This window comes from Streptomyces sp. NBC_00986 (genome assembly GCF_045162565.1).
Lineage (GTDB): Bacteria > Actinomycetota > Actinomycetes > Streptomycetales > Streptomycetaceae > Streptomyces.
Map to the genome: position 1 here is coordinate 4,271,799 of NZ_CP108733.1, position 13,542 is coordinate 4,285,340.

The following is a 13,542-nucleotide window of genomic DNA, read 5'->3' on the forward strand; positions in this document are numbered from 1 at the left end:
CGACCGTGCTCAGCCCTTCGGGCCTCCGCGCGCTCGTGCTCTCGACACCGACGCGCCCCTCCGGCTCACTCGCTGGTTGCCTGGCGGCGGCTGTCATGGCGTAGCCCTGCGGGCGGTCGCGAAGCGCGGGCGGTTGTTGAGATCGGGGTGGTCGGCCGCGTCGGCCCAGCCACGCTCCTCGGTGAAGATCCACGGCACCTGGCCGCCCTGGGTGTCGGCGTGCTCGATGACGACGACACCGCCCGGGCGGAGAAGCCGGTGCGCGGTGCGTTCGATGCCGCGGATCAGGTCGAGGCCGTCCTCCCCTGAGAACAGGGCGAGTTCGGGGTCGTAGTCCCGCGCCTCGGGAGCGACGTACTCCCACTCCGTGAGCGGGATGTACGGCGGGTTGGAGATGACCAGGTCGACATGGCCGTCGAGGTCGGGGAAGGCGTCCAGGGCGTTGCCCTGCCGCAGGTCGACGCGGGAGCCGTCCATGTTCTTGCGGGTCCACTGGAGGGCGTCCTCGGACAGCTCCACGGCGTGCACCCGGGAGCGCGGGACCTCCTGCGCGAGGGCGAGCGCGATGGCGCCGGAGCCGGTGCAGAGGTCCACGATCAGCGGCTCCACGACGTCCATCGCGCGGACCGCGTCTATGGCCCAGCCGACCACCGACTCGGTCTCGGGACGCGGCACGAACACCCCCGGCCCGACCTGGAGTTCCAGGTACCGGAAGAAGGCGCGGCCGGTGATGTGCTGGAGCGGCTCACGCTGCTCGCGCCGGGCGATGGTCTCCCAGTAGCGGGCGTCGAAGTCCACGTCCTTCACGGAGTGCAGCTCGCCCCGCTTCACACCGTGCACGAACGCGGCGAGCTCCTCCGCGTCGTTGCGCGGCGAGGGCACGCCGGCGTCGGCCAGCCGCTGGGTGGCCTGGGCCACCTCTGCTAGCAGCAGGTTCACGCAAGTCCTCCGTGTCGTACTCGTCCGTGCCGAACCGTGCCGTGCCTTACGCCGCCGCGAGCTTGGCGGCCGAGTCCGCGTCCACGCAAGCCTGGATCATCGCGTCGAGGTCCCCGTCGAGGACCTGGTCGAGGTTGTACGCCTTGAATCCGACGCGGTGGTCCGAGATGCGGTTCTCCGGGAAGTTGTACGTACGGATCTTCTCGGAGCGGTCGACCGTGCGGACCTGGCTGCGGCGGGCGTCGGCGGCGTTCCGCTCCGCCTCCTCCTGCGCCGCGGCGAGCAGCCTGGAGCGCAGGATACGCAGTGCCTGCTCCTTGTTCTGCAGCTGGCTCTTCTCGTTCTGGCAGGAAGCGACGACTCCGGTCGGAATGTGCGTGATGCGCACCGCGGAGTCGGTCGTGTTGACGGACTGCCCGCCGGGGCCCGAGGAGCGGTAGACGTCGATGCGGAGGTCGTTCGGGTTGATCTCGACGTCGACCTCCTCCGCCTCGGGCGTGACCAGGACGCCGGCCGCCGAGGTGTGGATACGGCCCGCGGACTCGGTCGCCGGGACGCGCTGCACGCGGTGCACGCCGCCCTCGTACTTCAGGCGGGCCCAGACACCCTGGCCGGGCTCGGTCGCGCCGTTGCCGCCCTTGGTCTTCACGGCGACCTGGACGTCCTTGTAGCCGCCCAGCTCGGACTCGGTGGCGTCGATGATCTCGGTCTTCCAGCCGACGCGCTCCGCGTACCGCAGGTACATGCGAAGCAGGTCACCCGCGAACAGCGCGGACTCGTCGCCGCCGGCGCCCGCCTTGATCTCGAGGATGACGTCCTTGTCGTCGCTGGGGTCGCGCGGGACCAGCAGGAGGCGCAGCTTCTCCGTGATCTCGTCGCGGTGCTTCTCCAGCTCCTTGACCTCGGCCGCGAACTCCGGGTCGTCGGCGCCGAGTTCACGCGCGGTCTCGATGTCGTCGCCGGTCTGCTTCCAGGAGCGGTACGTGGCGACGATCGGGGTGAGCTCGGCGTAGCGCTTGTTCAGCTTGCGCGCGTTGGCCTGGTCGGCGTGGACCGACGGGTCGGCGAGCTTCGTCTCAAGGTCGGCGTGCTCGCCGATGAGGTCCTCGACAGCCTCGAACATCTTGGGCTCCTGAAATGCGTACGGAAGGGAAGGCGGGCGACCAAAAACGCCGGTCCCGGCACGCCTGTGGAGGGCGTGGCCGGGGACCGGCGAAATGGAAGCTCGCTACTTCGTGGAGCCGGCAGCAGCCTTGCCGAAGCGGGCCTCGAAGCGGGCCACGCGGCCACCGGTGTCGAGGATCTTCTGCTTGCCCGTGTAGAACGGGTGGCACTCGGAGCAGACCTCGGCGCGGATGTTGCCGCTCGTGATCGTGCTGCGGGTGGTGAACGACGCGCCACAGGTGCAGCTGACCTGGGTCTCGACGTACTCGGGGTGGATCTCGCGCTTCAAGGGTGTCTCCTAGTTTCGGGAGGGCGCCGGGTCGCTTCGCGGGTTGCGGGGCGTGAACCGGGGCCGACGTACCAGTCTGCCAGCACTGGAGCCATCTCCCAAAACCGGGGGTTCTCGTTGTCTATTCCCTGCGGGCCGGTGGGGGCTTGTCGCGCAGTTCCCCGCGCCCCTGGGGGGTTGCGCCCTAGCCAGCTGTTACTACGCCCTTGGCTTCGCCTGTTGCCGTGCCCTTTGTTGCTGCCGCCGGGATCGGGCGGTCGTTCTTCAGGGCCGTCCAGACCATCTGGGCCTTGGACTTCTCCACGATCACGCGGTTCGGGTTGGCCGGGTCGTACTCGACCGGCATCGTGACCATGTTCATGTGGGAGGAGCTGATGCTCTTGAGGCCGTTGGCGAAGGACGTGAGGGAGTTCACGGAGCCGAGGTCGGAGTCGGTGGTGACGGCCTTGGTGGCGGTGTTGGCCAGCTCGTACAGCTTCGTCGGGCTGGTCAGGACGCCGACGTGCTTGACCTGGTTGACCAGGGCCTTGATGAAGGCCTGCTGGAGCTGGATGCGGCCGAGGTCGGAGCCGTCGCCGACGCCGTGCCGGGTGCGGACCAGGCCCAGGGCCTGCTGGCCGTTGAGCGTGTGGGTGCCGGCCTTGAGGTCGAGGTGGCTCTGCGGGTCCTTGATGGCCTTGGTGGTGGTGACCGGGACGCCGCCGAGTTCGTCGATGAGCTTCTCGAAGCCGGCGAAGTCGACCTCGAGGTAGTGGTCCATGCGCAGGCCGGTGACGGACTCAACGGTCTTCACCGTGCAGGCGGCGCCGCCCGTGGAGTACGCCTCGTTGAACATCACGTCGGACGCCGCGTCGTGCGTGACGCCCTTGGTGTCGGTGCACTCGGGGCGGTCGACGAGGGTGTCGCGCGGGATGGACACCACGCTGGCCTTCTTGTGGCCCTTGTAGACGTGCACGATCATCGCGGTGTCGGAGCGCGCACTGCCGTCGTCCGTGCCGCCGCCCAGCTTCTTGTTCGTGCCGGAGCGGCTGTCCGAGCCCAGGACCAGGATGTTCTCCGAGCCGTTGTCGACCTTGACCGGCCGGTCGGTGCCGAGGGCCTGGTTGATGTCGACGCTCTTGATGTTGCCGTTGAGCTTGAAGTACACGTACCCGGCGCCGGTGCCGCCCAGCACGACGACGCCGGCCGCGACCCAGGCCGTGATCAGCAGGGCCTTGTGGCGCGGACTGCGGTCCTTCTTACGGCCTCCGGCGCGGTGGCGCGGGCCGTTGGTGCCGTCCTTGCCCGGTATGGCGGGCTCCGGCGTGCTCTCGGCGGACATGGGCTCCTCGCATCTCGTTCCGGGTCGGTTACCCCCTGCTTTCAGGGTCAGGCCTGGCCGAAGCGACTGATACCGCTCAATCCTCGCTCTATGGTCGCTCCGCCAGGTCAGACAGGGAAACTCGGGAAAGGGTTGCACAACGCAGAGTGCCCATCGCGTACGGCGATGGGCACTCTGTGTAGTCGCGTCAGCGGGTTACGCCCCGCTCACCTGCGATTTCAGCCGAAGATGTCGTACTGCTGGAAACCGGTGCCGAGCGACTTCGGTGTGCCGAAGATCTCGCTCGTGGCCTTGCCGGTGCCCGGGTAGAGGTACAGCGCGTTGCTCGCGTTGCGGATCAGGAGGTCCGCCTTGCCGTCGCCGGTGAAGTCACCGACGGCGTCGAAGGCGTTGTAGCTGCCCCAGGTGCGCACCTTCACGCGGGCCGCGAAGGCACCCGTGCCGGACTTGCCGGCGCCCTTGTACAGGTAGACGACGCCGGTGCTCTTGTTGCGGGCGAGCAGGTCGGCCTTGCCGTCACCGTTGAAGTCGCCGTGGCCGACCAGGGTGTTGTACTGGCTCCAGCCCCCGCCGACCCGCGACGGCGAGGAGAAGGTGCCGTTGCCCTTGCCCGGGTAGATCCACAGCACGCCGGCGCTGTCGACCGAGACCAGGTCGGGCAGGTAGTCGCCGGTGACATCGCCGGGGGCGATGATCCGGGTGCGGGTCTTCCAGTTGGCGAAGATCTTCGTGCTGACCCAACTGCCGTCGTCCCGGGCGCTGTTGAGCTGGAAGTGGTCCCAGTAGACCGCGCCTGCGGTGGTCCGGTAGATCCAGTCCTGGTAGCCGTCCCGGTTCAGGTCGGCGGACCGGACCAGGTTGACGCCGCCCCAGTCGCCCAGGGAGACGCGGGTGGCCAGCGAGGTGCCCTTGGAGTCCAGCTCGTAGCCCACCTTGTTGGAGGACTTGCGGGCGTAGACGTCGGCCTTGTTGTCGCTGTAGCTCAGGTTGCCGTCGTCGACCTGTGCGTAGGCCGCGCCGACGTAGGCGCTGACCTTCGTGAAGACGCCGTAGGTGCCCTCGACGACGCAGTCGTTGACGGTGGTGGCGTCACCGTCGTCGCCGCTCCAGGAGACGACACCGACGATCCGGCCGCCGACGACCAGCGGGCCGCCGGAGTCGCCGTTGCAGATCGTCGTCGTACCGGTGTCGCTGCCCGTGGCGGGCGTGCCCGCGCAGACCATGTGGGCCTTGATGACGAGGCTGCCGTAGGCGCCGGTGCAGGTGGCGTCCGACTGGATCGGCAGCGTGGCCGTCTTCAGCGTCTCGGAGATGTCCTCGGTCTGGGAGCTGGTGCGGCCCCAGCCGTAGACCTTGGCGGTCTTGGCGGGCGTGCCCGTGTAGGACGCCGTGTCGCCGTACGTCGTCATCCGGATCGGGGTCGCCTTGACGGGGGCCGCCAGGGTGAGGACCGCGATGTCGTTGTCGATCGTCGTCGCGTTGTACGACGGGTGGTTCCACTGGCGCAGGACCGCGGTGGCCTGGCCACCGTGCAGGTCGGTGTTGCCGTCGGCGTCCGTGGTCGGCAGCACGGTGGCGCTGGTGACGACGGCGCCGTACTTGGCCCAGTTGTAGCCCTTGACGCAGTGCGAGGCCGTCAGGATCTTCGAGGGCGAGATGACCGAGCCGCCGCAGAAGAAGCCGAGGTCGTCGCTCTCGTCGGTGGTGCCCTTGTCGTCGTAGTACCAGAGCTGCGCCATGAACGGCGCGGTGTTGATGGTGGTCGTCGTGCCGCCGATGATCTTCGGGCTGGCGGCCGTGCCGGTGGTGCTCGCGCTCAGGGACGCCTTCTTGGTCGTCTCCCCGGCGATGTCGTCACCGGCCTCGGCGCCCGCGACGCGCTTCTTCAGCGTGGCGAGCGACGTCGTGCTCACGGCGGGCTTCACGGTCGGCGTCGGCAGCGCGGTGGCCGCGCCGGCGGACGTCGTCATCAGTGCGGCGGTCACAGCGGCGGCGATACCGGCCGCGGCAACAGGCAGGCCGAAACGTATCCGGCGTCTGTGCCGACCAGCCCCAGGCATGGGCGTACCCACTCAAGTCCCCCCTCGGGATCAGAAGTTCGGACGATTGTCGAAAGCAAGTCCGAAGGGCGCGATCGTACAGCGAGCCACTGACAACGCGAAGGGCCGCCCCCTTAACAGGGAGCGGCCCTTTGATAACGCTGACTTGCCTCAGTCGCCGTTGCCGGGAGTGGTCTTCTGGATCTGGAGCAGGAACTCGGCGTTCGACTTCGTCTGCTTCATTTTGTCGAGGAGCAGTTCGATCGCCTGCTGCTGGTCGAGCGCGTGCAGCACACGGCGCAGCTTCCAGGTGACAGCCAACTCGTCGCTGCCGAGCAGGATTTCTTCCTTACGGGTACCGGACGCGTCGACATCCACCGCCGGGAAGATGCGCTTGTCCGCGAGCTTCCGGTCGAGCTTCAGCTCGGCGTTGCCCGTGCCCTTGAACTCCTCGAAGATGACCTCGTCCATGCGCGAACCGGTGTCGACGAGTGCCGTGGCGAGGATGGTCAGCGAACCGCCGTCCTCGATGTTGCGCGCGGCGCCGAAGAAGCGCTTGGGCGGGTACAGCGCCGTGGAGTCGACACCACCGGAGAGGATGCGGCCGGAGGCGGGCGCGGCGAGGTTGTACGCACGGCCGAGACGCGTGATCGAGTCGAGCAGTACGACGACGTCGTGGCCCAGCTCCACCAGCCGCTTGGCGCGCTCGATGGCGAGCTCGGCGACCGTGGTGTGGTCCTCGGCGGGACGGTCGAAGGTCGAGGAGATGACCTCGCCCTTCACCGACCGCTGCATGTCGGTGACCTCTTCCGGACGCTCGTCGACCAGGACGACCATCAGGTGGCACTCGGGGTTGTTGTGCGTGATCGCGTTGGCGATCGCCTGCATGATCATGGTCTTGCCGGTCTTCGGCGGGGCCACGATCAGACCGCGCTGGCCCTTACCGATCGGCGCGACGAGGTCGATGATGCGGGTCGTCAGCACACCCGGGTCGGTCTCCAGCCGGAGCCGGTCCTGCGGGTACAGCGGCGTCAGCTTGTTGAACTCCGGCCGTCCGCGCCCGGATTCGGCACCCATGCCGTTCGCCGAGTCGAGGCGGACCAGCGCGTTGAACTTCTCGCGGCGCTCGCCGTCCTTGGGCTGGCGGACCGCGCCGGTGACGTGGTCGCCCTTGCGCAGGCCGTTCTTGCGGACCTGGGCGAGGGACACGTACACGTCGTTCGGGCCCGGCAGGTAGCCGGACGTACGGATGAACGCGTAGTTGTCGAGGATGTCGAGGATGCCCGCGACGGGGATCAGCACATCGTCGTCGGCGACCTGCGGCTCGCCCGCGGCGCCGCCACCGAACTCGTCGCGTCCGCGACGGCCACGGCGGTCCCGGTACCGGCCGCGACGGCCGCGACGGCCGCCCTCGAAGTCGTCGTCGTCCTGCGGGCCGTTGTCGCGCTGCTGCCGGTCCTGACGGTCCTGGCGGCCACTGCTCTGCTGCTGACGGTCCTGCTGCTGACCGCCCTGCTGGCGGTCCTGCTGGCGGTCCTGACGGCCGCCGCTCTGCTGCTGGCCGCCGCCCTGCTGCTCGTTGTCCTTGCGGCGGTCGCCGCGGTCACGGTCCTGGCGGTCCTGACGGCCACTGCGGTCGCGGTCGCGACGGTCCCGGCGGCCCTGACGGCCGTCGTCACCGGCGTCGCCCCGGGCCTCGCCCTGCGCGGCGGCGGGCGTCTCGGCCTTCGGCTCGCTCTTCGCCTCGGCGGTGACCGTCTCCGGGCTGCCGGCCTCGGCGGTCGCGCGGCGACGACGGCGCTCCACAGGGGCGTCGTCTCCCCCACTCTCGGCTTCGCTCGAGCGGGAGGGGCCCCCAGCGGGCTGGCCGGGGATCTCGATCTGCTGCTGGGCCACGGCCTTCTCGGCGGCGACCTTCTCGGCCTTCTGCTCGGCCGGGGCGACCGCCTCGTCGCCCGTACGGGTCTTGGAGGTGGCGCGGCGCTTCGGCTTGGTCTCGGTGGCGGTCTCGGCCTTGGCCGGAGCACCTCCGCCCGCCTGCGCGTCCTTGATGACCTCGATCAGCTGGCTCTTGCGCATCCGCGCGGTGCCCCTGATGCCGAGGCCGGATGCGACCTGCTGCAGCTCGGCCAGCACCATGCCGTCGAGGCCGGTACCGCGGCGCCGCCGGGAGCCGGCACCGGTGGCAGGCGCGGAGGCGTCCGTGGCGGGCGCGGCAGCGGTCTCCTCGACACGCGCGCCCATCAGATCGGTGGTGTCGCTCACGAAGGGTCCTTCCCTGGAGCGGACGTCGGCCTGTCTGGCTCGGCGACCGGTTGTGCTGTCCGGCTTCGGTTCTTGCTGTGTGAACCGTGCCGGGGCGGTGGTCCGCCTAAGCGGCGGAAGAGATTGCTGGTGACGGCGCTTCCCGAAGCAGTGGCACCGAGTGTCTGTGTCACGTGGCTTGGTCGCACCAATTCCGGAGCTTGCCCGGCTTCCGGAGCGTGCCCGGCGAACCGCTCAGTGTCCGCGTACGAGGTACTGCCCGCGTACGTCGTACGAAACACAGTGCGGCTTGGGAGGCTCCCGGAAGAATGTCTGTCCCGGACGGGGACAACAAGCACCTCGCCATGGTGGGGTCGGGTGCAGACTTGAGATTAACACTACCGGATCCAACAAACATTCCCCCTCTCGAAATCCGGCGACGGTACGTAGTCAATTGGCGCTGGGGGCCGCGAGCGGCAGTACGCAGGCGCCCTGTGCGTCGAGATCAAGCCGGTTGGCGGCCCAGCCCTCACCGGCGAGGTGGGACACCTTGTCGGCGTTGTCGGCGTCGACAAGTGCCAACACAGTGGGCCCCGCACCGGAGATGACGGCCGGAACTCCGTCCGCCCTCAAGCGGTCCACTAGCGCCGCGCTTTCGGGCATCGCCGGAGCGCGGTATTCCTGGTGCAGCCGGTCCTCGGTGGCGGGCAGCAGCAGCTCGGGGCGCCGGGTGAGGGCCTCGACGAGCAGTGCGGCGCGGCCCGCGTTGGCGGCGGCGTCGACGTGCGGGACGCTGCGCGGGAGCAGGCCGCGCGCGGTCTCGGTGAGCACCGGTTTCCCGGGCACGAAAACCACCGGAACGATGGAATCGGCGGGGTCCATCCTGATCGCCCGCGCGGCGCCGCCGTCCATCCAGGAGAGCGTGAAGCCGCCCAGCAGACAGGCCGCGACGTTGTCGGGGTGGCCCTCGATCTCGGTGGCGAGTTCCAGCAGGGCCGTGTCGTCGAGCCGGGAGTCCCCGCCTATGGTCACCGCGCGTGCGGCGACGATGCCGGCGCAGATGGCGGCGGAGGAGGAGCCCAGGCCGCGGCCGTGCGGAATGCGGTTGGCGCACACGATCTCGAGGCCGCGCGGCTGTCCGCCGAGCAGGTCGAAGGCGGTGCGCAGGGCTCGTACGAGGAGGTGGTTCTCGTCGCGCGGGAGGGTCTCGCTGCCCTCGCCCGCGATGTCGATGAGCAGCCCGGAGTCGGCGACACGGACGACGACGTCGTCGTAGAGCCCCAGCGAGAGGCCGAAGGCGTCGAAGCCCGGGCCGAGGTTGGCGCTGGTGGCGGGGACGCGCACCCGGACGGCGGCGGCGCGGAAGGCTGGACCGGCCATCGCTCGATGACTCTCCTTGAGCTGCGTGACTGTCGAAGACATTCGATGAGATTCGATAGGTACGTGAAGACCCTCGGGCCGTGGAGACGGCGCGGTGCCGAGCCATGCGCGCAGGCATATGCGGCGGGCGGGTTCGGTACAGCCTATCGAAGGAAGGTTCTGTGGCGACATAGGGCGCACAGGAGGCGCACGATGCGTGTCGTAAGCCCCCTGTGCACCCCCCGTGGCGAATACCCGCCAGGCGGCTTTACGCCAGACCGAGGCGTTCGGCGGCCGTCGGCGCGTCGACCGGGATCGTGACGGGCTGCGGGGCTCCCGCGACGGCCCAGTCGGGGTCCTTGAGGCCGTTTCCGGTGACCGTGCAGACGATGGTCTGGCCCGGGTCGACCTTGCCCTGCTCGGCCGCCTTCAGCAGACCGGCGACGGAAGCGGCGGAGGCGGGCTCGACGAAAACGCCCTCCTGAGCGGCCAACAGCCGGTAGGCGCGCAGGATCTCACGGTCCGTCACCTCGTCGATGAACCCGCCGGACTCGTCCCGCGCGTCCAGCGCGAACTGCCAGGACGCGGGGTTGCCGATGCGGATCGCGGTGGCGATCGTCGAGGGGTCCTTGACGATCTCGCCGCGCACGATGGGCGCGGAACCGGAGGCCTGGAAACCCCACATGCGGGGCGACTTGGCGGCGATGCCGTCGCCGGCGTACTCCTTGTAGCCCTTCCAGTACGCGGTGATGTTGCCCGCGTTGCCCACCGGCAGGACGTGGATGTCGGGCGCGTCGCCGAGCATGTCGACGATCTCGAAGGCGGCCGTCTTCTGGCCCTCGATGCGCACCGGGTTGACCGAATTCACCAGCGCCACAGGGTAGTTGTCGCTCAGCTCGCGGGCGAGGGTGAGGCAGTCGTCGAAGTTCCCGTCGACCTGGAGGATCTTCGCGCCGTGCACGAGGGCCTGGCCCATCTTGCCGAGCGCGATCTTGCCGCGCGGCACGAGGACGGCACAGACCATCCCGGCGCGTACGGCGTAGGCGGCTGCGGAGGCCGACGTGTTGCCGGTGGAGGCGCAGATGACGGCCTGCGCGCCCTCCTCCTTGGCCCGCGTGATGGCCATGGTCATACCGCGGTCCTTGAAGGACCCGGTGGGGTTGGCACCCTCCACCTTGAGGTGGACCTCGCAGCCGGTGCGCTCGGAGAGCACCTGCGCGGGCACGAGGGGCGTGCCGCCCTCGCGGAGGGAGACGACCGGCGTGCTGTCGGACACCGGGAGCCGGTCCCGGTACTCCTCGATGATTCCGCGCCACTGGTGGGTCATTGCTGGTTACTCTCCTTCAACCCGCATGATGCTGGCGACACCCCGCACGGTGTCGAGCTTGCGCAACGCCTCGACGGTCCCGCCCAGGGCGGCGTCGGACGCGCGGTGCGTGACGACGACGAGGGATGCCTCGCCGTCCTTCCCCTGCTGCCGAACCGTATCGATCGAGACACCGTGCTCGGCGAACACGGTGGCGACCTGTGCGAGAACACCTGGTTTGTCGGCGACGTCGAGGCTGATGTGGTACCGCGTGACGACCTCGCCCATGCCCGACACGGGCAGTCCGGCGTACGCCGACTCGCCGGGCCCTGTGGTCCCGTTGAGCCGGTTGCGGCACACGGCGACGAGGTCACCGAGAACAGCGGAGGCGGTGGGGGCGCCGCCCGCGCCGGGGCCGTAGAACATCAGCTGGCCGGAGGCGTCGGACTCGACGAACACGGCGTTGTAGGCGCCGCGTACGGAGGCGAGCGGGTGGCTGAGCGGGATCATCGCGGGATGCACGCGCGCGGTGACGCTGCCACCGTCCTCGGCGCGCTCACAAATGGCCAGCAGCTTGATGGTGCAGCCCATGTTCTTCGCGGAGGCGAAGTCGGAGGCGGTGACCTCGGTCATGCCCTCGCGGTAGACGTCGTCGAGACGCACGCGCGTGTGGAAGGCGATTCCGGCGAGGATGGCGGCCTTGGCTGCGGCGTCGAAACCCTCGACATCGGCGGTGGGATCGGCTTCGGCGTACCCGAGGGCGGTGGCCTCGTCGAGGGCCTCCTGATAACCCGCGCCCGTGCTGTCCATCTTGTCGAGGATGAAGTTGGTGGTCCCGTTGACGATCCCGAGCACCCGGTTGACCTTGTCACCGGCGAGGGACTCGCGCAGCGGCCGGATCAGCGGAATCGCACCCGCGACGGCGGCCTCGTAGTACAGGTCCTTGCCCTGCTGCTCGGCGGCGGCGTGCAGCGCGGCGCCGTCCTGGGCGAGCAGCGCCTTGTTGGCGGAGACGACGGACGCGCCGTGCTCGAAGGCGGCGGTGATGAGGGAACGGGCGGGCTCGATACCGCCGATGACCTCGACGACGACATCAATGTCCCCGCGCTTGACGAGGGCGGTGGCGTCGGTGGTGACGAGGGCGGGGTCGATGCCTTCGCGGACCTTGGAGGGCCGCCGTACGGCGACGCCCGCGAGCTCGACGGGTGCGCCGATGCGGGCGGCGAGGTCGTCGGCGTGCGTCGTCATGATGCGCGCCACCTCTGAGCCGACCACTCCGCAGCCCAGCAGCGCCACCTTCAGCGGACGCGTACGCATCATCCGACCTCGTTTCCTCATACCGTCATCGGTTGGACCAGTCTCACTCACCGGACGGGAGTTTCTATCCATGGTCCGGATCGTGAGACATCGATTTCATTTCCACAGGGGTGGAAGACCGTAGATCTTCCACCCCTTTCTCGCTTCTCTTGCTCCCTCTTATTCAGCCGACGTCGAGACGCAAGAGGTCGTCCTCCGTCTCCCGACGGACGATGACCCGCGACTCCCCATCCTTCACGGCGACGACCGGCGGCCGGAGCACATGGTTGTAATTGCTCGCCATGGAACGGCAGTACGCGCCCGTCGCCGGTACGGCGATCAGGTCACCCGGTGCCAGGTCCCCCGGCAGGAACGCGTCCTTGACCACGATGTCCCCGCTCTCGCAGTGCTTGCCGACGACGCGAGTGAGCATGGGCTCGGCGTCGGAGCGGCGGGACACGAGAGCGACGCTGTACTCCGCGTCGTAGAGCGCCGTCCGGATGTTGTCGGACATGCCGCCGTCGACGGAGACGTACGTGCGCAGCCCGTCGAGGGGCTTGATGGTGCCGACTTCGTAGAGCGTGAAGGCGGTCGGCCCGACGACGGCGCGCCCCGGCTCGACGGAGATACGAGGAGTCCGCAGCTTGGCGGACTCGCACTCGCGGGTGACGATCTCGGTGAGCGCCTTGGCGATCTCGTGCGGCTCGCGGGGGTCGTCGTCGCTGGTGTACGCGATCCCGAGCCCGCCGCCGAGGTCGATCTCGGGAAGCTCGACACCGTGCTCGTCGCGGACGGCCTTGAGCAGCCCGACAACCCGATGGGCGGCGACCTCGAACCCGGACATGTCGAAGATCTGCGACCCGATGTGGCTGTGGATCCCGATGAGTTCGAGCCCGTCGAGCTGCAGGGCGCGGCGCACGGCCTCGGCGGCCTGCCCGCCGGCCAGCGGAATCCCGAACTTCTGGTCCTCGTGCGCGGTGGCGATGAACTCGTGGGTGTGCGCCTCCACGCCCACGGTGATCCGGATCTGCACGCGTTGCCGCCTGCCGAGGGACTGGGCGATATGAGCGACCCGCACGATCTCCTGGAAGGAGTCGAGAACGATGCGGCCTACGCCGGCCTCGACGGCCCGCGTGATCTCGCCGACGGACTTGTTGTTGCCGTGGAAGGCGATGCGGTCGGCAGGCATCCCGGCGGAGAGGGCGGTGGCGAGCTCACCACCGGAACACACATCAAGATTGAGCCCTTCGTCGTGCAGCCACCGCACGACGGCACGGGAGAGGAACGCCTTGCCGGCGTAGAAGACGTCGGCGTCCGGCCCGAACGCGGTGCGCCAGGCCCGGGCCCGCTCCCGGAAATCGGCCTCGTCGAGAACGTAGGCCGGGGTGCCGTGCTGCTCGGCGAGCGTCTTCACGTCGATACCGCCGACGGTGACGACACCGTCCGCGTCACGACCGACGGTCTGCGCCCACACCTTGGGGTCGAGTGCGTTGAGGTCGGCGGCCGGGGCGGAGTAGTGCCCCTCGGGCAGGACGTCGGCGTGACGGGGACCGGCGGGATGTGCGGAACGGCTCATGACTTGTCT

At 69.3% G+C, this 13,542-nt stretch carries 10 protein-coding genes; all 10 read right to left on the minus strand.

Annotation, left to right across the window (positions count from 1 at the left end):
• Nucleotides 1–93: 93 nt before the first annotated feature.
• Nucleotides 94–939 (minus strand): peptide chain release factor N(5)-glutamine methyltransferase, encoded by an 846-nt coding sequence (gene prmC / locus OG504_RS18325; protein ID WP_362981927.1) that lies wholly within the window; start codon nucleotides 937–939, stop codon nucleotides 94–96.
• Between the two features lie 46 nt (nucleotides 940–985).
• Nucleotides 986–2,062, minus strand: a complete 1,077-nt coding sequence (prfA, locus tag OG504_RS18330) for a peptide chain release factor 1 (RefSeq protein WP_033285395.1) — start codon at nucleotides 2,060–2,062, stop codon at nucleotides 986–988.
• A gap of 105 nt (nucleotides 2,063–2,167) precedes the next feature.
• The gene (gene rpmE, locus OG504_RS18335) at nucleotides 2,168–2,392 is read right to left on the minus strand and encodes a 50S ribosomal protein L31 (protein WP_019060712.1); all 225 of its coding nucleotides are present in this window, start codon (nucleotides 2,390–2,392) and stop codon (nucleotides 2,168–2,170) included.
• Between the two features lie 184 nt (nucleotides 2,393–2,576).
• Nucleotides 2,577–3,713 (minus strand): LCP family protein, encoded by a 1,137-nt coding sequence (locus OG504_RS18340; RefSeq protein WP_405990787.1) that lies wholly within the window; start codon nucleotides 3,711–3,713, stop codon nucleotides 2,577–2,579.
• A 218-nt stretch (nucleotides 3,714–3,931) separates the two neighbouring features.
• Nucleotides 3,932–5,773: a trypsin-like serine protease gene (locus OG504_RS18345; protein ID WP_405990788.1), complete on the minus strand. Its 1,842-nt coding sequence runs from the start codon at nucleotides 5,771–5,773 to the stop codon at nucleotides 3,932–3,934.
• 150 nt (nucleotides 5,774–5,923) lie between these two features.
• Nucleotides 5,924–8,017: a transcription termination factor Rho gene (gene rho, locus OG504_RS18350; protein ID WP_405990789.1), complete on the minus strand. Its 2,094-nt coding sequence runs from the start codon at nucleotides 8,015–8,017 to the stop codon at nucleotides 5,924–5,926.
• Nucleotides 8,018–8,446: 429 nt separating this feature from the next.
• Nucleotides 8,447–9,376, minus strand: a complete 930-nt coding sequence (gene thrB, locus OG504_RS18355) for a homoserine kinase (RefSeq protein WP_405990790.1) — start codon at nucleotides 9,374–9,376, stop codon at nucleotides 8,447–8,449.
• Nucleotides 9,377–9,623: 247 nt separating this feature from the next.
• Nucleotides 9,624–10,682 (minus strand): threonine synthase, encoded by a 1,059-nt coding sequence (thrC, locus tag OG504_RS18360; protein ID WP_033285390.1) that lies wholly within the window; start codon nucleotides 10,680–10,682, stop codon nucleotides 9,624–9,626.
• Between the two features lie 6 nt (nucleotides 10,683–10,688).
• Complete coding sequence (locus OG504_RS18365; RefSeq protein WP_318018838.1) at nucleotides 10,689–11,981, minus strand: homoserine dehydrogenase; 1,293 nt, start codon at nucleotides 11,979–11,981, stop codon at nucleotides 10,689–10,691.
• 160 nt (nucleotides 11,982–12,141) lie between these two features.
• A complete protein-coding gene (gene lysA / locus OG504_RS18370) occupies nucleotides 12,142–13,533 on the minus strand; it encodes a diaminopimelate decarboxylase (RefSeq protein ID WP_405990791.1) in 1,392 nt (463 codons plus the stop codon).
• Nucleotides 13,534–13,542 lie beyond the last annotated feature (9 nt).